The 23568-nt window shown below is 32.6% G+C and carries 18 protein-coding genes and 1 other RNA gene; 10 read left to right on the top strand and 9 right to left on the bottom strand.

The genetic code is table 11. The annotated features are described in order from the left end of the window. Positions 1-186: 186 nt before the first annotated feature. Both thrC and BUB42_RS14900 read left to right on the top strand, forming a co-directional pair. The gene (gene thrC / locus BUB42_RS14905) at positions 187-1476 is read left to right on the top strand and encodes a threonine synthase (protein ID WP_073021798.1); all 1290 of its coding nucleotides are present in this window, start codon (positions 187-189) and stop codon (positions 1474-1476) included. A gap of 1214 nt (positions 1477-2690) precedes the next feature. Beyond that, positions 2691-4115, top strand: coding sequence for a hypothetical protein (locus tag BUB42_RS14900; protein WP_139257412.1), 1425 nt, complete (start codon positions 2691-2693; stop codon positions 4113-4115). Positions 4116-4330: 215 nt separating this feature from the next. Here BUB42_RS14900 and BUB42_RS14895 read toward each other — a convergent pair whose 3' ends face one another. Next, positions 4331-5239 carry an SH3 domain-containing protein gene (locus BUB42_RS14895; protein ID WP_073021788.1) on the bottom strand — a complete coding sequence of 303 codons (909 nt, stop codon included), beginning with the start codon at positions 5237-5239 and terminating at the stop codon, positions 4331-4333. A gap of 268 nt (positions 5240-5507) precedes the next feature. On the opposite strand from BUB42_RS14895, the gene BUB42_RS14890 reads away from it, so the two are divergent. Further along, positions 5508-6026, top strand: coding sequence for a GNAT family N-acetyltransferase (locus tag BUB42_RS14890; RefSeq protein WP_073021786.1), 519 nt, complete (start codon positions 5508-5510; stop codon positions 6024-6026). Between the two features lie 62 nt (positions 6027-6088). Here the strand turns inward: BUB42_RS14890 and BUB42_RS14885 are convergent, their stop codons facing one another. The 3 genes from BUB42_RS14885 to BUB42_RS14875 all read right to left on the bottom strand — a co-directional run bounded on the left by BUB42_RS14885 (position 6089) and on the right by BUB42_RS14875 (position 8174). Further along, positions 6089-6472, bottom strand: coding sequence for a DUF3037 domain-containing protein (locus BUB42_RS14885; RefSeq protein ID WP_073021784.1), 384 nt, complete (start codon positions 6470-6472; stop codon positions 6089-6091). Then, positions 6450-7244, bottom strand: a complete 795-nt coding sequence (locus tag BUB42_RS14880) for a HipA family kinase (protein WP_073021783.1) — start codon at positions 7242-7244, stop codon at positions 6450-6452. The genes BUB42_RS14885 and BUB42_RS14880 overlap by 23 nt, the downstream gene beginning before the upstream one ends. Before the next feature lie 75 nt (positions 7245-7319). Further along, complete coding sequence (locus tag BUB42_RS14875) at positions 7320-8174, bottom strand: NAD(P)H-hydrate dehydratase (RefSeq protein WP_073021781.1); 855 nt, start codon at positions 8172-8174, stop codon at positions 7320-7322. Between the two features lie 206 nt (positions 8175-8380). Between BUB42_RS14875 and BUB42_RS14865 the strand changes: the two genes are divergently transcribed. The 3 genes from BUB42_RS14865 to BUB42_RS14855 all read left to right on the top strand — a co-directional run bounded on the left by BUB42_RS14865 (position 8381) and on the right by BUB42_RS14855 (position 12925). Then, on the top strand, positions 8381-9904 hold the full coding sequence (locus BUB42_RS14865) for a S10 family peptidase (RefSeq protein WP_073021796.1): 1524 nt from the start codon (positions 8381-8383) through the stop codon (positions 9902-9904). A gap of 382 nt (positions 9905-10286) precedes the next feature. After that, positions 10287-10466, top strand: a complete 180-nt coding sequence (locus tag BUB42_RS14860) for a hypothetical protein (protein WP_073021777.1) — start codon at positions 10287-10289, stop codon at positions 10464-10466. 164 nt (positions 10467-10630) lie between these two features. Beyond that, entirely contained in the window at positions 10631-12925 is a 2295-nt protein-coding gene (locus BUB42_RS14855; protein ID WP_073021794.1) for a glycosyltransferase, read from the top strand. A gap of 307 nt (positions 12926-13232) precedes the next feature. Here BUB42_RS14855 and BUB42_RS14850 read toward each other — a convergent pair whose 3' ends face one another. Beyond that, positions 13233-14852: an ABC-F family ATP-binding cassette domain-containing protein gene (locus tag BUB42_RS14850; RefSeq protein WP_073021776.1), complete on the bottom strand. Its 1620-nt coding sequence runs from the start codon at positions 14850-14852 to the stop codon at positions 13233-13235. Between the two features lie 573 nt (positions 14853-15425). Between BUB42_RS14850 and BUB42_RS14845 the strand changes: the two genes are divergently transcribed. Continuing rightward, complete coding sequence (locus BUB42_RS14845; protein ID WP_073021774.1) at positions 15426-16895, top strand: MFS transporter; 1470 nt, start codon at positions 15426-15428, stop codon at positions 16893-16895. An 88-nt stretch (positions 16896-16983) separates the two neighbouring features. Here BUB42_RS14845 and fsa read toward each other — a convergent pair whose 3' ends face one another. From fsa to ffs, 3 genes are all read right to left on the bottom strand, one after another. Beyond that, on the bottom strand, positions 16984-17640 hold the full coding sequence (gene fsa, locus BUB42_RS14840) for a fructose-6-phosphate aldolase (protein ID WP_073021773.1): 657 nt from the start codon (positions 17638-17640) through the stop codon (positions 16984-16986). 377 nt (positions 17641-18017) lie between these two features. Further along, complete coding sequence (locus BUB42_RS14835; RefSeq protein WP_073021771.1) at positions 18018-18821, bottom strand: SDR family oxidoreductase; 804 nt, start codon at positions 18819-18821, stop codon at positions 18018-18020. A 118-nt stretch (positions 18822-18939) separates the two neighbouring features. Continuing rightward, an RNA gene (gene ffs / locus BUB42_RS14830) (signal recognition particle sRNA small type) lies at positions 18940-19037 on the bottom strand. An 88-nt stretch (positions 19038-19125) separates the two neighbouring features. Here ffs and BUB42_RS14825 point away from each other — a divergent pair. After that, complete coding sequence (locus tag BUB42_RS14825) at positions 19126-20202, top strand: glutaminyl-peptide cyclotransferase (RefSeq protein ID WP_073021769.1); 1077 nt, start codon at positions 19126-19128, stop codon at positions 20200-20202. 12 nt (positions 20203-20214) lie between these two features. Further along, entirely contained in the window at positions 20215-21453 is a 1239-nt protein-coding gene (gene hutI, locus BUB42_RS14820) for an imidazolonepropionase (RefSeq protein ID WP_073021767.1), read from the top strand. A gap of 50 nt (positions 21454-21503) precedes the next feature. Here hutI and BUB42_RS14815 read toward each other — a convergent pair whose 3' ends face one another. Next, positions 21504-22388 carry a hypothetical protein gene (locus BUB42_RS14815; RefSeq protein WP_073021765.1) on the bottom strand — a complete coding sequence of 295 codons (885 nt, stop codon included), beginning with the start codon at positions 22386-22388 and terminating at the stop codon, positions 21504-21506. A gap of 92 nt (positions 22389-22480) precedes the next feature. Here BUB42_RS14815 and BUB42_RS14810 point away from each other — a divergent pair, with 92 nt between their 5' ends. Further along, positions 22481-23521 carry a formimidoylglutamase gene (locus tag BUB42_RS14810; RefSeq protein WP_073021763.1) on the top strand — a complete coding sequence of 347 codons (1041 nt, stop codon included), beginning with the start codon at positions 22481-22483 and terminating at the stop codon, positions 23519-23521. Positions 23522-23568: the final 47 nt, after the last annotated feature.

Genomic DNA, 23568 nt, shown 5'->3' with positions numbered 1-23568 from the left:
TCTTATAATTTACAAAACATCGGTCTTTTTTCCTAATATAATGTCGTTTATTTTACTGGTAATCAGTAAAATATATTTTTGTCATGTACTAAAAAAAATTTTAATTAACAATTTTTGATTTCAGATTTAACGACGTCACAAAAAAATCATAAATCACAAATCGTTAATCGTCAATCAAAAATCAAAATGAAATACTACAGTTTAAACCATAATGCACCAAAAGTTTCTTTTCAGGAAGCTGTTTTACAAGGATTAGCAGTTGATAGAGGATTATATTTCCCAGAAACTATAATGACTTTGCCAACGAGTTTTTTTGAAACTATTGAAAATTTGAGTAATGAAGAAATTGCTTTTGAAGCTATCAAACAATTTATAGGCAACGAAATTCCAGAGAATATCTTGAAAGAAATTATTGCTGAAACCTTGTGTTTTGATTTTCCTGTGATTGAGGTCGAAAAAAACATTTATTCACTCGAACTGTTTCATGGTCCAACGATGGCTTTTAAGGATGTGGGTGCCCGTTTTATGTCACGTTGTATTAGTTATTTTAAAAAAGACAAAAAAAACAATAAAAATACAGTTCTTGTTGCGACATCGGGAGATACTGGTGGCGCTGTGGCTAGTGGTTTTCTTGGAGTGAAAGGAGTTGAAGTCATTATTTTGTATCCTTCAGGAAAAGTGAGCGATATTCAAGAAAGACAGTTAACTACGTTAGGTCAAAATATAAGAGCTCTCGAAGTAGATGGCGTTTTTGATGATTGTCAAGATATGGTTAAAAAAGCATTTCTAGATCCCGATTTAAGACATAAAAATCTAACATCGGCGAATTCAATCAATGTTGCGCGCTGGTTGCCACAGATGTTTTATTTCTTTTTTGCTTATAAAGCATTGAAAAAACAGAATCAACCACTGATTTTTTCTTGCCCTAGTGGGAATTTTGGGAACATTTGCGCTGGAATCATTGCAAAAAAAATGGGCTTACCTATTGAACATTTTGTGGCTTCCACCAATGTAAATGATACGGTTCCAAGATTTTTAAAAAATGGTTTTTACGATCCAAAGCCTTCGAAAGCTACAATTTCGAACGCGATGGACGTAGGAAATCCAAGTAATTTTATCCGAATTCAGGAAATGTACCAAAATGATTTAGAAAAATTGAGAAAAGATTTTTCCTCATACACTTTTTCCGATGAAGAAACACTCGAAGCGATGAAAACCATATATAAATCAAGTGGTTATATTTCTGAACCTCATGGCGCAATTGGCTATCTCGGTTTGAAAAAGGAATTACAAAATCATCAGAATGCGATTGGAATTTTCCTAGAAACAGCGCATCCAATTAAATTTTTAGAAACTGTCGAACCCACTTTAAATGTAAAATTGCCTATTCCAACTCAAATTGAAAGTGTTTTGGGAGTAGAAAAAGTAAGTACAAAAATCAGAACTTATGAGGATTTGAAAGCGATTTTAGTGTAATTACAACTTTATTTTTTAGAACTAGAATAGTTTTTTTTGAGCGTTAAGCTGTAGCGGATGTTTATTATAATTCAAAGTCAGAATTCTGTTCAAAACATTATTTATAATTTGGCTAAAGCCATTAAGATGTGTTTTTTCAAAATAGGGCTAAAGCCCTATTCAATTGATAAGAATAAAATGATCGAGAACGCCTTGTATGAACTTGTGAAATATGTAATATCTATTTTTTTCTAACTCTTTTGAATAGCGTCGGGCTTTAGCCCGATGTTCCAGTTTAATTGCAACAAAGTCAGAATTTAGTTGAATGCTTGAATAACAATTTGGCTAAAGCCGTTTAAATATTCTTTTTCAAATAGGGCTAAAGCCCTATTCAATTGATAAAAATAATTTAATAAAGAAAAGCGTTTATTGGACTTTTGAAATTTGTGATATTTATTTTTTTTAGCTATTTTGAATAGTGTCGGGCTTCAGCCCGATATTCTAATTTAATTTCAAAAAATCAATACTTATGAGGATTTGAAGTCTTTTATAGTTGTCTAATATGTTTGTTGCAGATAGAAGAAATTTAAAAAAATGTTTACTAAAAATCATTTCTATAATTTCTAAAACAAACAAAAAAATCCTTCCTACACCTTTTTATAAATGCGAAATTTTTAGCAAGGACTAAAAAAAAAGTATTTCTACACATCAATTTGTATCTCCTTTTGCTCAAGTTATTATGAAAATCAAAACGTTGTATTTTAGCCTTGATAGCAGCGATATCCTTTATGCTTGGGGTTCAAGCATAAAGATATAGCGAATAGCAAGACAGAATTTCTTGAAAAACCGTAAATGTGTGCTCCTTGTAAAATAGAAAAAAATAATTTTTGTAGAAGATTTAGAGCTAGAAAAAACTACGTTAACCCTTTAAAAATTACAATTTTATCGTACAATTAAATCTCAGTATTAGCTCAAAAAATAAATTATTTGTCCGCATTGATTTAGACGTAATTTATGACTACTTTTGCAAAACTAAATAAGTTGTTTTTTCATTTCTCGAAAGAATTAAAAAATCAGCTTATCTCACACAAAAAAACAAATCTTAGAGGACCATTAGATTTTTGAATTACAGACCAATAAAAATTCAAAATGATAAGTACACTTCAAGAAAAACTACCTGATAAAGTAGCTTCCCATATCAACTTAATTTATTAAAAAGAAGGAGAAAAAATTGTATGACGAATCATAGCATGAATGATGTTAGTTTTGAAATTGAATTATTAGACAAACACAAAGAGTATATCAATCAATACAAATCGAATGATTTTTATTGGGGAGTTGGTATCGAAAATGAATGTTATTTGGAGTTTGAGAAACCCCGCGTGGTGGACAAGCAATTTTTATTGACAAAAGGACTTCATGAAAAGTACAGTGTCAACCATTTTAAGAATTATAAAGAAAATGTATTCGAAAATTCGTTACAAAAAATTTTGACGGATCATGATTATCACATTCCTGTTTTGATGAATTCACATTCATTTACAAAAACAGACATGTATAATGTGCACGAAACATTAGATGCGATTGATAAAGAACCTAATCCAGCTTATTCAGGAGAGAGTATATTTGATAAATTGCAAAAAAACAATAGCTATTTCGTAGATCAACTTCAAAAGAAATTCATTTTTGATGGCGACACTATAGAGTTTGTAACTCAAGATTTTTACAAAAAAGATGTGGATTCAGTAATTGCGGAACTTGCTTCAATTAAAAACGAATTCACTTCTAACTTGGAGGTTGCGATGACACAAGAAGAAATATTTACCCAATTTGGTAAAATAAAAATTTGTTCTAATAATCATCCTTTTGCCATATTTGTCAGTAATAATGATCATTATTCTGTTTTTAATAACATGACGTACCACTTTAATTTGACGATACCCACAGAGTTAAATACAAAAGGTGAAATCAAAGACAAAATAGATTTTATACAAAAACACCAGCGCACGATTCGGTTGTTTCAATGGTTGAGTCCGTTGTTTATGATAAAATTTGGTTCTTCTGATTACTTATCGCATCAAGACAGCACTGTAAATTTAACCAAGGCTTCTCAACGTTGTGCCATGTCAAGATATATTGGGATTGGTACTTACGACACTGAAGTAATGAAAACTGGAAAAATAGTACAGATGGATTTTACAGCACATCCTATGCATGAAAATCCAATGTGGTGGGTAAATCGCTACTCCGAAATATCAGATTACGAACAAATTGACAAAATTGGGCTTGATATCAATTTTCACAAACATAAAAATCACGGCATTGAGTTTAGAATGTTTGATTATTTTGAAGAAACGCATTTAAAAGAAGTATTACAATTTCTTATTTTCATTATGGATCATGCTTTAATGATTGAAGTTGATAATCCAATTTGCAATTTAGAATGGAATAACTTCACCTTTGAAGCCATTGTTCACGGCAAAGAAACAATTGTACCTCAAGATTTTATTGCGATTTTAGAAGATATTTTACATATAAAAATCGAATCGAATGATCCGATTGAAATCTACAACCAAATCTACCTCACTTTCCATGATACGTATTATGAAAACGGTTTTTGCAGCTCGTTACTAATTAAGAAAGATACAGTTTTAGCATAAACCGCAATAGTAAATAAAGTAAAAGACTTCTTTAGGATCATTTATCCCGAAGAAGTCTTTTTTTTTGTTCATTTATTATTAGTTTAAAGAAGTGCGTTTTAGCCATAAAGGCTCGAAGGCACAAATTTAAAATATGTTTTGAGAGTCTTTGCAGCAATTTTCATTAAAAAAGATTTATGTACAAATCTATAAATTATTGAAAATCAATTTACTCTTTAATCGTGATAGTAAAAAATAGCTGATGAATACCCTTTTTCAGGATCTTGATTTGCCCACCAATCTTTTCTTTCTTCTGCAAAATAGTTGTAATTGTCGTATCCCGCTTGTGATTGCAGCGGATAAATGACTTTACCATTTTCACGAAAAGCTTTGTGATCGTCCGTTTCTGGAACAACAACAACAATATGACCGGATTTATGAATTATAAAACGCTTTGCAGAAATAATTCCGACTCCACCATTTTCATTGACCATTTTTTGTAAAGTATCGACATCTTTTACTTTTTGCCATCCAAAATCGCTCGACGATTCTACATACCAATCATATAGATAATTAGAATAAAACGGTTTTACGGTATCGTCAAAAATTAGCGGAACTTCATTTCCCTTTTCTAACTCTACAATTGCTTTATCAGTCCATCGCAACCTTGGAATGTAAACCCTGTTAAAAAAGCAATAGTCAAAAGTGTAGACATTACAGTAGGTATCGGCTTCATCTTTCTCGTATCTAAAACTTTTTGAGACATCTAGAATGTCGATTATATTTTTTATCGTAGCAAGCCTGGAAGTTAGACTAGTTAAATCTCTGAATGGAATCTTAGGATTACCAATAGGTTTGTAGGTTTCAATTTTTGTATCTAAACTTGATAAAGGACTGGCTTCAAAATTAGGAATCTCGATATCAGAATTTTTTAAAGAATTTGAATCAAAAAGCTCTAAATCATCGGCAGCCACATATCCTTCCTTGTCAGTATTTAAAAGCTTCACTTTCCACCAAAGTGAGTTGGTTTTCTCCATTAATTTAACGGTATGCCTAAAAGGAATTTTGGTTAAAACTGTAGAATTATTCTTCGTGGGAGGAAAATCGATCAAATCGACAGACGAAGTTGCTACTCTATATTTCATATTAACTTAATTTAACATCTCAATTATATTTTGGCAAAATACTAAAAACAACTAAGAAAGTACTATTTCGTGCTGTATTTTTACAATAAAATTATAATTGAAAGCTTGCAAGTCGAATAATATGATTTTCTTTGCTAATGCAAAATCACCATTTCCTTATTCAAAAATAAAAGAACTACTAAAAATTTGATAGAAAACGTGCATTGAGGAACTTTCAATGTTCTTTTTTTACCTTTGAATATTCAAAATTATAATTTATTTCATTTTCATGATTACAAAAGCGCTATTACTCGACGTTGCCGAATTAAACAAACTAATCAATTCAGCTTATCGCGGAGAAACTTCAAAAAAAGGATGGACAACCGAAGCAAACTTACTAGAAGGACTGCGAACTACAGAGCAAGAATTAGAAGAAATAATTACAAATCCTAAAAATACGATACTAAAATTCCAGGAAAATAACGTTACTATTGGTTGTGTTTTATTAATTGAAAAAGAGGATCAATTGTATTTAGGAATGTTGACTGTTTCCCCTGAATTACAAAATAGTGGAATTGGAAAACAATTATTACTACACGCGGAAACATTAGCTTTAGCAAAAGGTTTGTTAAAAATTGTAATGACTGTCATTTCGGTTCGAGAGGAGCTTATTTCATGGTACAAACGCAATGGATATAAGGATACAGGAGAACGAGAGCTTTTCCCTGACAGCGATGTTCATATTCCAATTTCGACTATACCATTAGAATTTATTGTTTTAGAAAAAGTGCTAAATTCAGATAAGTAAGTTTATATTACATTTTTTGTAAATCATGGCACTGCTTTGCTAATTTTTCTCTTTCATCAATTTTACAACACCATTTCTTCAAATAGATGTTTTGCTGTTTGTTCTAAATCGATGCTCAATCCCGAATGTGGCCTTGATGTTTGAATCACAGAACTGCGCAAAGCAGTCAACCAACGGAAACGTTCTGGCATCTCAAATTGGGCTATTGGTCCGCCATCTTTGGCTCCATGTGCTATTTTCTGGAAGGAATCTAAGTTTAATTGTAGTTGTTCCAAATCTAATTCGCTCGAAAATAATCTCATTTTAGATTCTTCAATACAAAAAAGCATCTTTATAAATTTGGCTTTTTTACAAAAAAGTATAACACCCACATTTAGGAACTCTTCGCGCTCTACCATTGGCACAACTCGGATTACTGCATACTCATATAAGTGTTTTTCTTGCATTTTGTGCTTCATTTATAAAGATTTCGGAATGGTTTAATCGCATCAATAAAAACTGAAGATAGACTTCACGAATCATTTCGGGAGTATCATCGCTATCTTCCCAAACGAGCCATTCTTGAGGTATCAAATTAACAATAGATTGCAGGACCGTTATTGATAAAATGGCTTTAAATTCCGAATCTACTTCTTTCAAAGCTGATGCTTTAGGTAATAAAACATGATCTTTGATTAATGCAAAGGGACTTTGTGCGTGTTTTTCCCAGTTAGTCCACGAATGATGAAAATACAAACAGGCTCCATGATCGATGAGCCATAGTTCTTTGTGCCAAACCAACATATTAGTATTTCTAAAAGTTCGATCCACGTTAGTAATAAAAGCATCTAACCACACAATTTGCGACGCCAGTTTAGCATCAACAACAGTTACAACGGGGTCATAATTGATAGCTCCCGATAAATAATGCAAAGCCAAGTTAAGTCCTTGACTTCCTTGTAATAAATCTTGAATTTCTTCATCAGCCTCGGTGCGTCCAAAGGCTTCATCCAGATTTGCAAAAACGAGTTCTGGCATTTTAAATTTTAAAACCCGCGCCACTTCTCCACCAATAAGTTCAGCAATCAGCGCTTTTACACCATGACCTGCGCCTTTAAATTTTAAAACATATTTAAAATCGTCGTCGGCTTCCGCCAATGCAGGCAAAGAACCACCTTCGCGCAAAGGAGTAATATATCGAGTAACATTGACAGTTCTTAGATGGGGCTTATTTTCCATAACCTAATTTTAAAGGTGCTTTTTAGACCGCGACAAATTTACATATAACTAGGATTAATTTTATGACTCCCTGTGTTATTTCGTATTTATTTCTAATGTTAAAAACGCTTTTCCAATATTTTTGATAATATCAGAAGCAATAAAAGATTGAAACCCAGTTTCTGGCAGCGCAATATCAGCAGTCAAGCCGTGTAGATAAACTCCAATAATTGCTGCGTCTATAGCATCGTAGGATTGGGCTAATAAACTTGTAATCATTCCTGTCAAAACATCTCCACTTCCCGCTGTTGCGAGTGCGGCATTTCCTGTGCTATTTTCATAGACAGTTTCGGCATCAATAATATGAGTTGGAGCGCCTTTCATTACAATAATCAAATTATATTTTTTAGAAAAAGCAATGGTTTTACTAAATTTTTCTTCATCCGTTTTCCATTTACCAATTAATCTTTCCAGTTCTTTTGGATGCGGCGTTAGAATCGTTTTGGATTTTAATAATGAAAGCCACGACTTGTTCTGCGATAAAATATTTAAACCGTCAGCATCAATTACTAAATGAATTGCATTGGTTTGTAAAAATTGATGAAAGGCGTTTTGCGTGGCTAACTCCTGCCCCATTCCCGGTCCAATTCCAATAGCCTCAGGAATAATTTCAAATGTTATATTAGAAATACATTTAACCTCAACATCGGTCAAGACCATAACTTCTGGAATAGATGCTTGCACAATTTCGTAGCCACATTCGGGAATAAAAGCGGTCACTAAACCGCAACCTGTTTTTAAAGCAGCTTTAGCAGATAAACAAGCAGCACCTATTTTTCCATAACTTCCAGCTATGATCAGCGCATGACCTTGAATACCTTTATGCGTGAATTTGTCAATGGGTTTATAGCGTTTTAAAATGGCTTTTTGATCGATTTTAATGAATATCATAAGAACTTTATTTTTATTAAAATTACGTTTTTTAAAAGTAAAATGTATTCCTACCAGTTTTAATTTATTAGAAGATATTTTTGAAAATGAATACGAAACGTATATTATCCTTTATTTTCGAATAGATTTCCGTTCTTTCTTATTATTAATTGAAAAATCAATACTTTAGTATCATTATAACAAATTATAAAAAACACAATAAAAGCATGAAAAAAATATTCTTTTTATTATTGGTAACGGGAATTTTAAATCAATCTTATGGTCAAGAAACGAAAGACTCAAAGACTAATTCTAAAGAAATTGAATCCGCCTCTAATCTAGTATTTAATCCTGATCAAAGTGTTGTCACTCAGCATAACACTATAATCAAAGGACAAAAAGTTTCATATAAAGCAACCACCGGCACAATGCCTGTTTGGGACGAAGAAGGAAAAGCAATTGCGGGATTATTTTATACATATTACGAACGTTCTGATATTAAAGATCGTGCTTCAAGACCTCTGATAATCTCGTTTAATGGCGGTCCAGGATCAGCCTCAGTATGGATGCAAATTGCATATACAGGTCCAAGTTTGTTAAATGTAGATGATGAAGGTTATCCTTTGCAGCCATATAGCATAAAACAGAATCCATTTTCAATATTAGATGTTGCTGATATTGTTTTTGTAAATCCAGTGAACACCGCTTACTCAAGAGCTACGAGCAAAGAAGTTCCTAAAACAAAATTTTTTGGAACAAATGCGGATATAAAATATTTAGCTGACTGGATTGGCGGCTTTGTAACACGCACAAATCGATGGGCCTCTCCTAAGTATTTAATTGGCGAAAGCTATGGAACTACCCGCGTTTCTGGGTTGGCGCTGCAATTGCAAAATAATCAATGGATGTATTTAAACGGCGTTATTCTAGTTTCTCCAACTGAATTGGGAATTACCCGCGGAGTTGCCACCGATGGAGCTTTGAAACTTCCATATTTTGCTGCAACAGCATGGTATCATAAGATGTTAAGTCCCGATTTGCAAAACAAAGATTTGACAAATATGCTCCCAGAAGTAGAAGATTTTACAATGAATGAATTGTTGCCTTCCTTAAGTAAAGGCAGTTCACTTAGCGAGCAAAAAAGAAAAGAAATAGCCGCAAAAATTGCGCGATATTCTGGAATATCGGAGAAAGTGGTAATGCAAAATAATCTTGATGTCCCTTTTAATTATTTCTGGAAGGAGTTGCTGAGAGATCAAGGTTTTACTGTGGGTCGGTTAGACTCCCGGTATAAAGGAATTGATCGAAAAGATGCTGGAGAGAGACCTGATTTTAATGCCGAATTAACTTCGTGGTTGCATTCTTTTACTCCTGCTATTAATATGTATTTAAGGAATAATTTAAATTATAAAACTGATTTTAAATACAATATGTTTGGCTCTGTAAGCCCTTGGGATCGATCAAATGATTCTACGGGAGAGAATTTGCGTCAAGCGATGGCACAAAATCCCTATTTAAATGTAATGGTTCAGGCAGGGTATTACGACGGCGCCTGTGATTACTTTAATTCAAAGTATAATTTATGGCAAATGGATCCAAGCGGAAAATTAAAAGACAGAATGAGCTGGAAAGGATATAGAAGTGGACACATGATGTATCTAAGAAAACAAGATCTTGAAACAGCCAACGAGGACCTTAGAGAATTTATTAAAAATTCATTACCAAAAGAAGGTATGCCAGCAAAATATTAAATAGCATTAAACATATTACGAGAAAGACAAACCAAATTATTTTTGCTTTGTCTTTTTTTTATGTCTAAAAAGAAATTGTAATTTACCTTTTATTGAACTTTACCAAACAGTAAACATTACTCCAGCGCCTTTTTAAAAAACGACTCATTAAGATCTTAATTAGCAATTTAGTAGCTTCAAAAATAGTAGTGTTTGATTTTCAGTAAATTTTGCAAATCATACCATAAATTCTATAAATGTTTTTTAGTCTTTCTTTTTAATTTTGAAATAATCAATTTTTGTAATTGTTATGAAAGATTTAAAAGCCACAACGGATCGAAGCAAGGGCAAAAAATTATAAAAATTTAAATTAGGTGCAGCCTAATTATAAAATTGCAGCTTAATGAATTTTAGTTGCTTTTGCAAAACAAAAGGCGAAGATAAAGTTGCTAAAATTTTATCGGTAAAATTAGTCGAAGAAAAACAAACTGATGAAACGCAAAGTAAATCTGCTTGTGACTCAATTAATTTTAAAGCTGCTGCCAAAAATATGGGCAAAGAAAATGAAAATATTAATAAATAACTGATAAAAATAATATCTTAAATTAAAAAACAGGAATAAATGTGCAGGTCAGGGACCAAATTAAACCCTTGATAGGAGTTGATTAATTCTTGTTAAGGGTTTAAAAACGAATTACTAAATCATTTATGACTGAATGCTTACTAATAAACAAAAACACAAACAACATGATTACAGTACCAAACACTTCAAAAATCGTTTTCCTGTCTACTTTTCCTCCTACACAATGTGGTATTGCTACTTTTACCCAAGACACTATTAATGCTATCAATAAAATTTATGGTAAAAGTATTAGTTGTGAAATTTGCGAAGTCACTTTTAAAGGATCGCCAAGTCCAGATTCTACTTATCATTTGCCATCTAAAGATATTGACGCTTACAAAAAGGTTGCAGTTGCTATAAATAAAGATCCTGACGTAAAACTGGTTCATATTCAGCACGAATTTGGATTATTTGGCGGACAGTTTGGTAATTATTTATTAAATTTCTTAACTGAAATTAAAAAACCTGTTGCTTTTACTTTTCACAGTGTCATTCCTAATCCTGATTCTAATCTAAAAGCTTTAGTTCAATTAATGAGTAGCTATTCAAAAGCTATTTTCGTTATGACTAATAAGTCAAAGAAAATCCTCTTAGAAGATTATAATATCGATGAAGACAGTATCGCTTTTGTTCCGCACGGGACGCACTTGGTAGATTACGAAAATTCAGAAAAAGCAAAAGTTAAGTTGAAATTAGAGAATCGTTTAATTTTAACCACATTTGGACTTTTAGGTGAAGGGAAAAATATCGAAACTGGACTCAAAGCGCTTCCTAAAATAGTTAAAGAATTTCCAAACGTACTTTATTTAATCCTTGGAAAAACACATCCAAATACAATAGTTGACAATGTAGATGTTTATAGAAATTCATTAAAAGTAATAGTCGAAGATTTAAATTTGCAAAATAATGTTCGTTTTGTGAATGAATATCTGAAGGTGAACCAGTTAATAGATTATTTAAAAGCAACAGATGTTTATTTATTTACCTCTAAAGATCCAAACCAGGCAGTTAGTGGAACTTTTTCTTATGCAATGGGTTGTTCATGTCCTATTGTTGCTAGTAAAGTACCTCATACCCTTGAAAGTTTAACTCCTGATATTGGAATTTTAGCTGATATTCAAAATGTAGATCAATTTGCAAATGCGACACTAAAATTGCTCTCTAATCCAGAGCTTCGGACTTCAATGGCTTTAAACGCTTACGCAAAAACTACTAAGACCTCGTGGGAAAATACCGCTATAAAACATTTACGGGCTTATCAAAAAATTGCAAGTGATTTAGATATAGTTAAAATTACGTATCCCGAAATTAAAATGGATCATCAAAAAGCGATGACAACCAAATTAGGAATGATTCAATTCGCTAAAATCTCAGAGCCTGATTTAGATTCAGGATATACAGTAGACGATAATGCCAGAGCTCTAATTTCAATTTGTAAGCATTACCAATTAACAAATGATCAGTCTGACATTGACTACATGAAAACGTATGTGAATTTTATAGAAAGATGTCAACAAACCGAGGGAAATTTTATAAATTATGTTGACCAATATGATGTTGTAGAGCCGCGAAATATCGATGAAAATTTAGAAGATTCTAATGGTCGTGCGGTTTGGGCTCTTGGATATTTATTGACGTTGCATAACCATACGTTGCCGTTTTCGTTGATATATAAAGCTAATCTTTGCATTAATAAATCGTTAAATGCTGCAAAAAAATTGAGCTCGCCCAGATCCATCGGTTTTACTATTAAAGGATTATGTTACTTATACAGTTACATACCGTCAATGCCATTAAAAAATATTATCGACGAATTATCCGAAAAACTAAAAGTATTATATGTAGCTGAAAATTCTACAAACTGGAGATGGTTTGAAAATAAGTTGACTTATGCGAACAGCGTTCTACCAGAAGCGCTTCTTGCTTCATATTTAGTAACCGGCAAGGACAGCACAAAAAAAATAGCTATAGAATCAATGGATTTTTTGATTTCAAAAATGTTTGTCGATGATAAATTTAAGATAATTAGCAACAAAGGCTGGCTTAGCAAAGGTGCGATTGCGCATCAATACGGAGAACAGCCAATTGAAGCATGCTATATGATGAACGCGTTAGATCTATTTTATAAATCTTTTGGAGATCTAATCTATAAAAAATACTTACTGCTCGCATTTGACTGGTATTTAGGAAATAACCATTTAAATCATATTATGTACAATCCTATCACTGGCGGATGTTATGATGGTTTAGAAAAAGAAAATGTAAATTTAAATCAAGGAGCGGAGTCAACAGTTTGCTATTTATCGGCTCGACTTCTTGCAGAAACCTATATACCAAAAAAGAAAAACAGTTACATTACAAAAGTGAAAAGTTTTACTAATAGAAAAGAAATAGCTTCTTTTATTCAAATTATAAGTTAGATATTTCTTTAATTTGACTCAATTTTATTTAATCTTTAATACTAAAAATGTAGAATGTAAATTTTTTTGATAAAAAACCGCAAATCTAAGGTGAAAGAATAAATGGAAATTTAATTGCCCGTTTTTTACCTAACAGTGTAATTACACAAATTATTATACACACAGACTGTGAGTCTTGGATAAAAGGTAAAAATTTTATAATAAAAAAGAGCGATTAAATAAGATGTAATTCTTATTTAATCGCTCTTTAATAAATATTGAAGAAGAGGGAAATTTTTTATAAATCTTTGCTATTAATACCGTTTATTTAAACCGTGTACATTTTAACTCTTAATTCTTGTACTTTTTCATCGTCAAGGTAATCGTCAAATGTCATGTAGCGATCAATAGCTCCATTTGGCGTTAATTCTATAACTCTATTGGCAACAGTTTGTGAAAATTCATGATCGTGAGTAGTAAATATTACAGAACCCTTGAAGTTTTTTAATGAGTTATTAAAGGCAGTAATCGACTCTAAATCCAAGTGATTCGTTGGCTCATCCATCATTAAAATATTAGCTCTTTCCATCATCATTCTAGACAACATACAGCGCACTTTTTCTCCTCCTGATAATACTCGGCACGTTTTCAAAGCTTCCTCTCCTGAAAAAATCATTTTACCTAGGAAACTTCTAATGTTTACTTCATCTCGTTCCTCTTCTGTTTTTACCCATTGACGCAACCAGTCTACAAGTGTATCATCACTTTCAAAAAAGGAATGATTTTCTACCGGTAAGTAGGCCTGATTTGTGGTAACACCCCAATCGTAAGTTCCTGAATCTGCATTTTTATTTCCATTAAGTATTTCATAAAAAGCAGTTGTGGCGCGAGAATCTTTAGAAAATAGAACAATCTTATCTCCTTTTGCCATATTCAAATCTACATCTTTAAACAAAACCTCTCCTTCGATTGAAGTACATAAATTTTGAACATTTAATATTTGGTCTCCAGCCTCACGCTCTTGATCAAAAATTATTGCTGGGTAACGACGACTTGATGGTTTTATCTCAGAAATATTCAACTTACTAATCATCTTTTTACGTGAAGTAGCTTGCTTAGACTTAGCAACATTCGCAGAAAATCGACGAATAAATTCTTCTAATTCTTGTTTCTTTTCCTCGGCTTTCTTATTTTGTTGAGCACGCTGTTTTGCGGCTAATTGACTTGATTCATACCAGAAAGTGTAATTTCCAGAGTAGTGATTAATTTTACTATAATCAATATCAGAAATATGAGTACAAACTGAATCTAGAAAGTGTCTATCGTGCGAAACTACAATAACGGTATTTTCATAATTCGCTAAGAAATTTTCTAACCAAGCAATCGTTTCAAAATCCAAGTCATTTGTAGGCTCATCCATAATGAGTAAATCCGGATTTCCAAATAAAGCTTGCGCCAAAAGCACACGTACTTTAATTTTCCCCTCTAAATCACCCATTAAAGTATAATGATGTTCCTCTGTAATTCCAAGATTTGAAAGCATCGAGGCCGCATCTGAATCAGCGTTCCATCCATTCATTTCTTCAAACTGCACTTGCAACTCCCCTATTCTATCGGCATTAGAATCATTGTAATCTAAATACAAAGCATCCATTTCTTTTTTGATCGCATATAAGGTTTTATTACCCATCATTACGGTTTCAAGAACAGTGCTTTCGTCAAACATATTGTGGTTTTGGTTTAAAACCGACATGCGTTTTCCTGGTTCTAAATGGATGTGTCCCGAAGTAGGATCCATTTCACCTGCAATTATTTTAAGAAAAGTAGATTTTCCAGCGCCGTTAGCTCCAATAACTCCATAAATATTACCGTGTGTAAAGGTTGTATTTACTTCGTCAAATAAAATTCTTTTGCCAAACTGAACTGATAAATTATTTACTGTTAACATGAATATCTTTTTATAAAATTTTTGCAAAAGTACGAAAAAATTAGCGAAATATATTTACTTGGAAATACCTTAACAACTGCTAAATGCAACTAACAGATTATAATCATTTATTTTCCTAGATAACTATTTGCAATTTGTTAATTGAGCGAAAAGAAATCCCCATCAGATAATCGAAAAGGTTTTAGGAAAAGCGAGATACTAAATGACATTAATTTTTAAACAAAATTGTTACCTAAAGTCAATGTTGCAATTTACAAAAGCTGAATTAAATTAGTAAAATGTCTATTGTCTCTAATGGCCAACTATAACAATAAAAAAAGAGGCTAAAAATTAACAAGTAAAAAAGCTCAATTGTGTCAAATAAAATTTGGAATTAGGTACGATAATAATAAAACTAAGCAAATCAATTTGATATATTTAAGCTAAAACTGAGAAATAGTCAAATAAAGATGATGAATTGAAAAAAAAATGATTATTCTATAATTATAATCACATTTATTCTTTTTTATTTTTTTTTAGTTTAGTTAACAAATATATTTACGGTCTTCTATACAATATAACTAACGAATAATTATGAATTCAGAAAATTTGCAGACAAAATGGGGACAATTTATATCCCTAATTATAGTATTCTTCTTTTGGGGATTTGTTGGCTCTGCCAATGATATTTTAATTCCAGTATTTAAAAAAGTATTTACTTTATCACAACTTCAGTCTCAATTAGTTGCTTGGGCGTTTTATGTTGCTTATTTCGTAGGTTCACTAATATTTTTTCTGGTTTCATTAAAGTCGGATGTGTTACAAAAATTTGGTTACAAAAAAACATTATCAGCGGGATTGCTTCTTTCAGCAGTAGGCTCATTTTTATTTATTCCGGCTGCGACAATGGAAAGTTTTCCTTTCTTCTTGACTGCTTTATTTACCGTAGGTTTGGGATTTTCTATTCAGCAAATTGTTGCAAATCCTCTCGCTATAAAAATGGGAAGCCCAGAGACTGGTGCGCACCGATTAACTCTCGCAGGAGGTTTAAACTCTTTTGGAACTACAATGGGTGGTATTATCTTAGCTATCGCGCTGTTTGGGATGGGAGATAATAAAAAAACTAATCTATCACTAGAGGATATTAAATTACCGTTTATCATTTTAGGTTTAGCATTCATTGGAGTAGCAATCTTTATGTATTTTTCTAAAATTGAAGATCCAGCTAAACAAGAAGAGGCAAAAACCGACGATGCGCCAGCTACGTTTAGAATTTTTGATTATCCCCAATTGTATTTAGGAATGTTAGCCATCTTCATTTACGTAGGTACCGAAGTGACTATCATTAGTAATTTACCCGCACTACTTCACACGAGAGAATTTGGTGGAATCTTAGAAGATGCTATTTCGCCGTTTATTGCTTTATATTGGGGAAGTTTAATGATTGGGCGTTGGAATGGTGGAGTAAATGTCTTCAACACAACAAATTTAGTTAATACGGCATTAAAATTTATTGTTCCAGCGTTGGCATTTGGAGTCATTATAGGAGCTAATGTCTTTGCTGCACATGATGTTTCTGCTTTTTATATTTATCCTCTTTGGATTTTACTTTTTATTGCAGTCAGTTTTGTGGGTGGAAAAAATGCTGGGAAAACATTAATGCTTTTTGGAATCTCTGGTTTAGCAATGATGTTTGCTGGTTTAGTAGTCTCTGATACCGAAATTGCTAAATTTTTCTTTATTTCAGGTGGTTTATTCCTATCAATCATGTGGCCTTCAATTTTTGATTTAGCGATTGCTGGATTAGGCAAAAATACAGGAAAAGCATCTTCATTTTTAATTATGATGATTCTGGGTGGTGGTGTAATTCCTCTTGTTCAAGGAGCAATTTGCGATTTAGATTTAACAAACCCAAGCGGAATAGTGGGAATTTCATACACACATTTCTCTTACGTCGTACCACTCGCTGGTTTTGCCTATTTAGCATTTTATGGCTTTTACTGTCCTAAAATATTACAAAAGCAAGGAATATACCAAATTAAGAGTGAAGGTGGCGGACACTAATAATAAATAAACCAAAATCAAACCAAAAAAAAATCCGATTTGCGTAAAGGCAAATCGGATTTTTTTGTTGTAAGTAATAAAGTAGTACTTATTTATTTCCCTTTTCAAAATCGGCAACAAACTGCGCCAATCCTATATCAGTCAATGGGTGTTTCAACAATCCATAAATTGCTGAAAGTGGGCCAGTCATCACATCAGCACCAATTTTAGCGCAGTTCACAATGTGCATCGTGTGACGCACTGAAGCAGCAAGAATTTGAGTTTCGTAACCGTAATTGTCATAAATCAATCTTATTTCTTCAATTAAAGCAAGACCGTCAGTAGATACATCATCTAAACGACCGATGAACGGCGAAACATAAGTTGCACCAGCTTTTGCAGCTAATAAAGCCTGCCCCGCCGAAAACACCAAAGTAACATTAGTTTTAACACCTTTGTCCGAAAAGTATTTAGCAGCCATAACTCCTTCTTTCGTCATTGGTAGCTTCACAACAATTTGCTCGTGTAAGTCGGCTAATTCTTCTCCTTCTTTTATCATTCCGTCGTAATCTAAAGCATTTACTTCGGCACTTACATCGCCATCAACAAGATTACAAATGTCAACATAATGCTTCAAGATGCTGTTTTTACCTGTAATTCCCTCTTTGGCCATCAATGTCGGGTTTGTAGTAACGCCATCTAAAACGCCTAAAGCTTGTGCTTCTTTAATCTGAGCTAAATTAGCCGTGTCAATAAAAAATTTCATACTATATAATTTAATTGTGTGTGTTCTATTTGGGCGTGACCTTTCAGCTAGCTTCGTCGTTCCTCCTGGCAGCTTCGGGTCGGGCTTTCCGCTACAATCTTTTCCTAAAAAGGAAAAGGATTTTCACTACAATCCCTCACGCAAACAAATTCTGTGCAAAATTACAACTTAAATTTACTTAACTAAATTGTTTTTATTCAATTCTTTAAGTTCATCTCTGATTTCCTCAAGAACATTAAGCATATCCTCTTTATAAAGTTCATTATTACTAATAATAGCATTGATCCATCTCACAACTTTAAATATTATTAAACTAAATAAAACAAGACATAACAACAATCCTAAGTCGGGCAAGAAGTCCTCAATTTTTTCCGTAATTATATTTTATAATGGTTCATCAACATTTTTTCGTACACTTTGTCAGGCAAAATTCTTTTTAAAACAATGGAGAATTTTTGCATAAAAGCGCCTACTTTGTAGTGAATTTTAGGGCTTGGATCTTGTATAATTTTGTAAACAGCTTCCGCCATTTCATTAGGATTACTGCCGCTATTGACATGCTCGTCCATAGTTTTTAAAGTGTTACCATAAACACTCTCATAAGCCGAACCTTTTATTACTGGAGCATGAAAACGTCCCGACGCGATATTAGTGGCAAAATCACCTGGTGCAACATTTGTAATGTCAATACCAAAGGATTTTACTTCCATTCGTAAACTTTCAGTAATGAGTTCTAAAGCTCCTTTTGAAGCAGAATACACACTTCTATAAGGTAAACCCATATATCCAGCGATAGAAGTGATATTAATTATTAATCCTGATTTTTGCACACGCATTTGCGGCAACACGGCTTTCATTACTTCAATAGGTCCAAAGAAATTAGTCTCAAAATTATTTTTGATTTCTTCCATTGGAATTTCTTCCAAAGGCCCAGTGATTCCAACACCAGCATTATTAATAACAATATCTAATCCTCCAGACGTAGCTATTATTTTGGCCACAGCCAGCTGAATCGAATCTACGTTTCGAACATCTAAAGCCACTAAAGGAAAAACCGAATTTAGTATTCGTTGTGGATTTCTACTGGTTCCATAAACCGTAAAACCTTTATGGTGTAAAAATTCACCTATTGATTTCCCTATTCCTGATGAACCGCCTGTGATAAGAACTACTTTACTCATTTTATTTCTTTTAAAAATACGAAACATCCAAAAATAAAAAAATCTTCCTAATGGAAGACTATTATTACATAAATTCTTTGGTAAGAACCTTATTTTCCACATAGAGCAGATTAAAAAAAAATGGCAAGCGACCTACATCGCACCGCTCAACCACGTACCCTTGCTATGTTCCCATCCTGGGGGAGTCTGCAGGAGCTGGTCGTGTAGGACTTGCCGGTGCAAATGTACAACACTTTTTATATTTTTGCAATACCTTTGTCCCTTTAAAATATCGTTGTATATTGTTCTATCAAATATTTAAATTATGAAAAAATATAACTTCCTATCTATCATTTTATTAGGAATTACGTTAGCCAAATGTGGTGATACAAAAAAAGGAGTAAATTCGATATTCACTATTGATAAAACTGCTTTTAAGGAACAATATCAGCCGCAAGAGTCGTTACAAATAGGGATTTTAAACCCAAAAAATAAGGCTGTAGATAGTATTATCTATTTTGTAAACGATAAAAAAATAAATGCAAAAAAAAGTAGTGATAAAATAACATTTGAATTAAAGGATCAAAAATTAGGATATCAAAATATAAAAGCACTAGTATATTTTGCTGGAGAGAATAGCGAAGCAACCTCCAGAATTGAGCTCGTTTCTAACGTGCAACCTAAATTATTGAAATATACAATTGTAAATACTTATCCACACGATTATCAAGCGTATACACAAGGTTTAGAATTTTATAGGGATACCCTTTATGAAGGAACCGGAAACGGAAGCAATGCTTCTGGCAAAAAAGGAATTTCTAGTTTAAGAAAAACAAATTACAAAACAGGAAAAGTATATAAGAAAGTGGAATTAGCTGATCAGTATTTTGGCGAAGGAATAACAATTTTAAACAATAAAGTGTACCAACTTACTTGGCAAAACAATGAAGGATATATTTACAATGCCGATACTTTCAAGAAAGAAAAAACATTTCCCTATTTTAAGAAAAAACTAGAAGGTTGGGGGCTTACAAATGATGGCACCTACTTATACCAATCTGATGGGACAGAGAAAATATGGAAATTAGATCCAGAGACTATGAAAGAAGTAGATTATATAAACGTTTATTCCTACGAAACTAAAATAAAATCAGTAAATGAACTAGAGTGGATTAATGGAAAAATCTATGGCAATATCTATCAAAAAGATGCAATTGCTGTTATAAATCCTGAAACTGGTGCTGTAGAAGCTATAATTAATCTTGTTGATTTAAAAAGTAAAGTTTCTCAATTACCAGACACTGATGTACTAAACGGAATTGCCTATAACCCTAAAACAAAAACCATTTTTATTACAGGAAAGAACTGGGATAAAATGTTTGAAATTAAGGTTTCCGAATAATTTGCCATAGCAATGATCACATTAATTACCAATATCAAAGAATTACTTCAGGTTCGAGAAATATCCGTCGATAAAGTATCTGGGTCAGAAATGGCACATCTTCCAACAATAAAAAATGCTTTTTTGTTAATCGAAGATGACCGCATCGCTGGCTTTGGCGAGATGGAAAATTTGCCTGCAATTGAAGCTGATAAAATTATAGATGCAACCGGCAAAATGGTATTACCCTGCTGGTGTGACAGTCATACGCACATAGTTTATGCTGGAAATAGAGATCAGGAATTTGTAGATCGCATCAATGGATTGAATTATGAAGAAATTGCCAATCGCGGTGGCGGAATATTAAATTCAGCTAAAAAACTGAATGGCACTACCGAAGAAGATATTTACAATCAATCCAAAACTCGTTTAGAAGAAGTAATGCGTTTAGGAACTGGAGCAGTAGAAATAAAGTCAGGATACGGATTAACAGTCGAAGGGGAATTAAAGATGCTTCGAGTTATTCAAAAATTATCACAGAATTATCCCATTACCATTAAAGGAACTTTTCTAGGTGCGCATGCAATTCCTTCAGAATATAAGGAAAATCGAAAAGGATATATCGACTCTATCGTAAATGAAATGCTTCCTGAAATTGCTAAAAACAAATTAGCTCATTATATAGATGTGTTTTGCGAAACCGGATATTTTACTGTCGAGGAAACGGAGAAAATTATCGAAGCTGGGATTAAATTTGGCTTAAAGCCAAAAATTCATGTCAATCAATTCAATTCTATTGGGGGAATTCAATCAGGAATAAAATACAATGCACTTTCGGTAGATCATCTTGAGATTATGACAAAAGTGGATATTGAGTCTTTAAAAAATACCGAAACCATGGCTGTAGCATTACCTTCATGTTCTTACTTTTTGAGTATTCCCTATACGCCAGCGAGAGAAATGATTGCAGCAGGACTTCCGTTAGCGCTCGCAAGCGATTACAACCCAGGTTCCACTCCATCAGGAAATATGAATTTTGTGGTCGCAACAGCTTGTATAAAAATGAAAATGACACCAGAGGAGGCTATTAATGCAGCAACTATAAATGGCGCTTATGCAATGGGAATTTCAGAAACTCATGGAAGCATCACGATTGCAAAAAAAGCAAATCTTATTATTACAAAGACTATTTCCTCCTTTTATCAACTACCGTACTCTTTTGGTAGCAATCTAATTGATAGTGTGCTAATAGAAGGCAAAATAGTATCATAAAAAAAGAGGAGCATTAGGCTCCTCTTTCTCAAATTCAATAATAGAATTGATTATCTTAAATTAAAACTTGTTTTTGAAACTAATTGATCTTTATCAAAAATATTAATGAAATAAGTGCCTTTAGCAAAATCTTTCCCTTTTAGATCTTCGGTAATTTGAACTGTTTTGTTCTCATAATTTACGTTAGTTAAAAAACTGTAAGTTAAAACACTGTCCCCAAAATTTTCTGTTTTCTTATCACCTATTACATTATTTTTACCATCAATAACTTGAACATAGTAAGTTTTTGTACCTGATTTGGCAATTGCATTTTCTGCGATCGTAAATTTAACTCTTAGAACATCAGCTTTACTCGCTTTATCTGTTTCAATTACTTTACCAGAACTACGTAATTTAAATGCTGACCCGCTAGTATTCAAAACAGTTAATTTTGAACCCATTTCAACCGCTTTAGACAATTCATCATTTTGTCCAGTTAAAGCTTCTACATTTTTTTTAGTCTCGCCTAGGACAACCATTGTACTATCACGCTCTGTTGTAAGTGTCGTGTTAGCCAATTTTAGGTTCTCGTTTTCAGTCATCAAAACTTTCATATTTGCTTGAAGCGACTTAAATTGTGATTTGTACTTCGATAATGAAGCAACGTCACCTTTTGACTTACTTAATTGGGACATTAGGCCAACCACTTTATCTCGTTCTAAGATTAATTCATCGGACATAGAAGTGTTTTCAGAAATAGCAGCATCGTAAGTCGATTTCAATTCTTGTAAATCTTTCATTACCGATTCTTTTTCGGTCATTGTACTAGTTAATTCTGTTTTTACAACATCTGCGTCAGATGTCATTTTGAATATATAAACTAAACTACCTACTAATAAAATAGCTAAAACTGCTATTACCGCCTTAAGACTTGAACTGCTTTTTTGATTTTCCATCTGGTTATTTTTTTTTCAAATTTAATAATATATAACTATCTATTAACGGAACTTAACAAATTATAGTATTTTTGACTAAAAATATTTTCTTGATGGAAAAAATCATTCCCTTTACAATTAAAGATCTGGCAAAAATTACAAACCACAGAAGTGGAGAAATAAAATTTGGCGAGAAAATGATAACTGTTCCTAAAGATGCTGATGCTTTTGAATTTATAAAAAACTCTGACGCAAAATATGTGATTTTTGGAATCCCCGAAGATATTGGAGTACGGGCAAATTATGGCCGACCAGGCACCGCATTAGCTTGGGATAGTGCAATAAAAAGTATTGCAAATATTCAGCATAATCGCTTTTGCAAAGGCAATCAAATAATTGTTTTAGGACAATTAGATGTTAGTGATTTGATGAAAAATGTAGAATTATTAAATTTTCATGACATTGATGATCGCTCTAAACTAAGCCAATTAGTAGATAAAATTGATAAAGATGTTTCACATATTATTTTCAAACTTGTTAGTGCGGGAAAAATACCTATCGTAATTGGAGGCGGACACAATAATTCTTACGGAAATATAAAAGGTGCGGCTCTTGCCAAAGGAAAATCAATAAACGCTATAAATTTTGATGCGCACTCTGATTTCAGAATTTTAGAAGGACGCCATAGTGGCAACGGTTTTTCCTATGCGTATGAAGAAGGATTTCTTAAAAAGTACTTCATCTTTGGATTACACGAAAATTATGTCTCAAAAAGTGTTTTGGACGTAATAAAAAAATTGGACGATCGGGTTTGCTATAACACCTATGAAAGTGTTGCAATTCGCAAAGAAAAGGAGTTTAATCTTGAAATGGAAAAAGCACTCGAATTCATTGGAAAAGATTTTTATGGAATTGAAATTGATTTGGATGCGATTCCTAATATTCCTAGTAGCGCTATGACTATTAGTGGTTATTCTATAGAACAACTTCGACAATTTATATCTTATTTTGGAAAAAACAAAAACGCCACTTATTTGCATATTTGTGAAGGGGCACCAGAATTAGGAGAAGAAAAAAACAATAACTTGGTAGGCAAATTAATTGGATATTTAATAACCGATTTTATAAAATCTAACTCAATAAAACCAGATTAGGTAATGCTTGCTTGATTAAAAGTTACTGAAACATATTTCACTTGAGT

It is taken from the genome of Flavobacterium micromati, assembly GCF_900129585.1.
Classification (GTDB): Bacteria; Bacteroidota; Bacteroidia; order Flavobacteriales; family Flavobacteriaceae; genus Flavobacterium; species Flavobacterium micromati.
Note: the sequence above shows the minus strand (reverse complement) of the source record. Positions and strands in the feature narration are given on the sequence as shown.

What these genes read in the sequence shown, in the direction of transcription:
- thrC (WP_073021798.1), top strand. Translation starts at nt 187, where the DNA reads ATGAAATACTACAGTTTAAACCATAATGCACCAAAAGTTTCTTTTCAG.
- BUB42_RS14900 (WP_139257412.1), top strand. Translation starts at nt 2,691, where the DNA reads ATGACGAATCATAGCATGAATGATGTTAGTTTTGAAATTGAATTATTA.
- BUB42_RS14895 (WP_073021788.1), bottom strand. Translation starts at nt 5,239, where the DNA reads ATGAAATATAGAGTAGCAACTTCGTCTGTCGATTTGATCGATTTTCCT.
- BUB42_RS14890 (WP_073021786.1), top strand. Translation starts at nt 5,508, where the DNA reads ATGATTACAAAAGCGCTATTACTCGACGTTGCCGAATTAAACAAACTA.
- BUB42_RS14885 (WP_073021784.1), bottom strand. Translation starts at nt 6,472, where the DNA reads ATGCAAGAAAAACACTTATATGAGTATGCAGTAATCCGAGTTGTGCCA.
- BUB42_RS14880 (WP_073021783.1), bottom strand. Translation starts at nt 7,244, where the DNA reads ATGGAAAATAAGCCCCATCTAAGAACTGTCAATGTTACTCGATATATT.
- BUB42_RS14875 (WP_073021781.1), bottom strand. Translation starts at nt 8,174, where the DNA reads ATGATATTCATTAAAATCGATCAAAAAGCCATTTTAAAACGCTATAAA.
- BUB42_RS14865 (WP_073021796.1), top strand. Translation starts at nt 8,381, where the DNA reads ATGAAAAAAATATTCTTTTTATTATTGGTAACGGGAATTTTAAATCAA.
- BUB42_RS14860 (WP_073021777.1), top strand. Translation starts at nt 10,287, where the DNA reads ATGAATTTTAGTTGCTTTTGCAAAACAAAAGGCGAAGATAAAGTTGCT.
- BUB42_RS14855 (WP_073021794.1), top strand. Translation starts at nt 10,631, where the DNA reads ATGATTACAGTACCAAACACTTCAAAAATCGTTTTCCTGTCTACTTTT.
- BUB42_RS14850 (WP_073021776.1), bottom strand. Translation starts at nt 14,852, where the DNA reads ATGTTAACAGTAAATAATTTATCAGTTCAGTTTGGCAAAAGAATTTTA.
- BUB42_RS14845 (WP_073021774.1), top strand. Translation starts at nt 15,426, where the DNA reads ATGAATTCAGAAAATTTGCAGACAAAATGGGGACAATTTATATCCCTA.
- fsa (WP_073021773.1), bottom strand. Translation starts at nt 17,640, where the DNA reads ATGAAATTTTTTATTGACACGGCTAATTTAGCTCAGATTAAAGAAGCA.
- BUB42_RS14835 (WP_073021771.1), bottom strand. Translation starts at nt 18,821, where the DNA reads ATGAGTAAAGTAGTTCTTATCACAGGCGGTTCATCAGGAATAGGGAAA.
- BUB42_RS14825 (WP_073021769.1), top strand. Translation starts at nt 19,126, where the DNA reads ATGAAAAAATATAACTTCCTATCTATCATTTTATTAGGAATTACGTTA.
- hutI (WP_073021767.1), top strand. Translation starts at nt 20,215, where the DNA reads ATGATCACATTAATTACCAATATCAAAGAATTACTTCAGGTTCGAGAA.
- BUB42_RS14815 (WP_073021765.1), bottom strand. Translation starts at nt 22,388, where the DNA reads ATGGAAAATCAAAAAAGCAGTTCAAGTCTTAAGGCGGTAATAGCAGTT.
- BUB42_RS14810 (WP_073021763.1), top strand. Translation starts at nt 22,481, where the DNA reads ATGGAAAAAATCATTCCCTTTACAATTAAAGATCTGGCAAAAATTACA.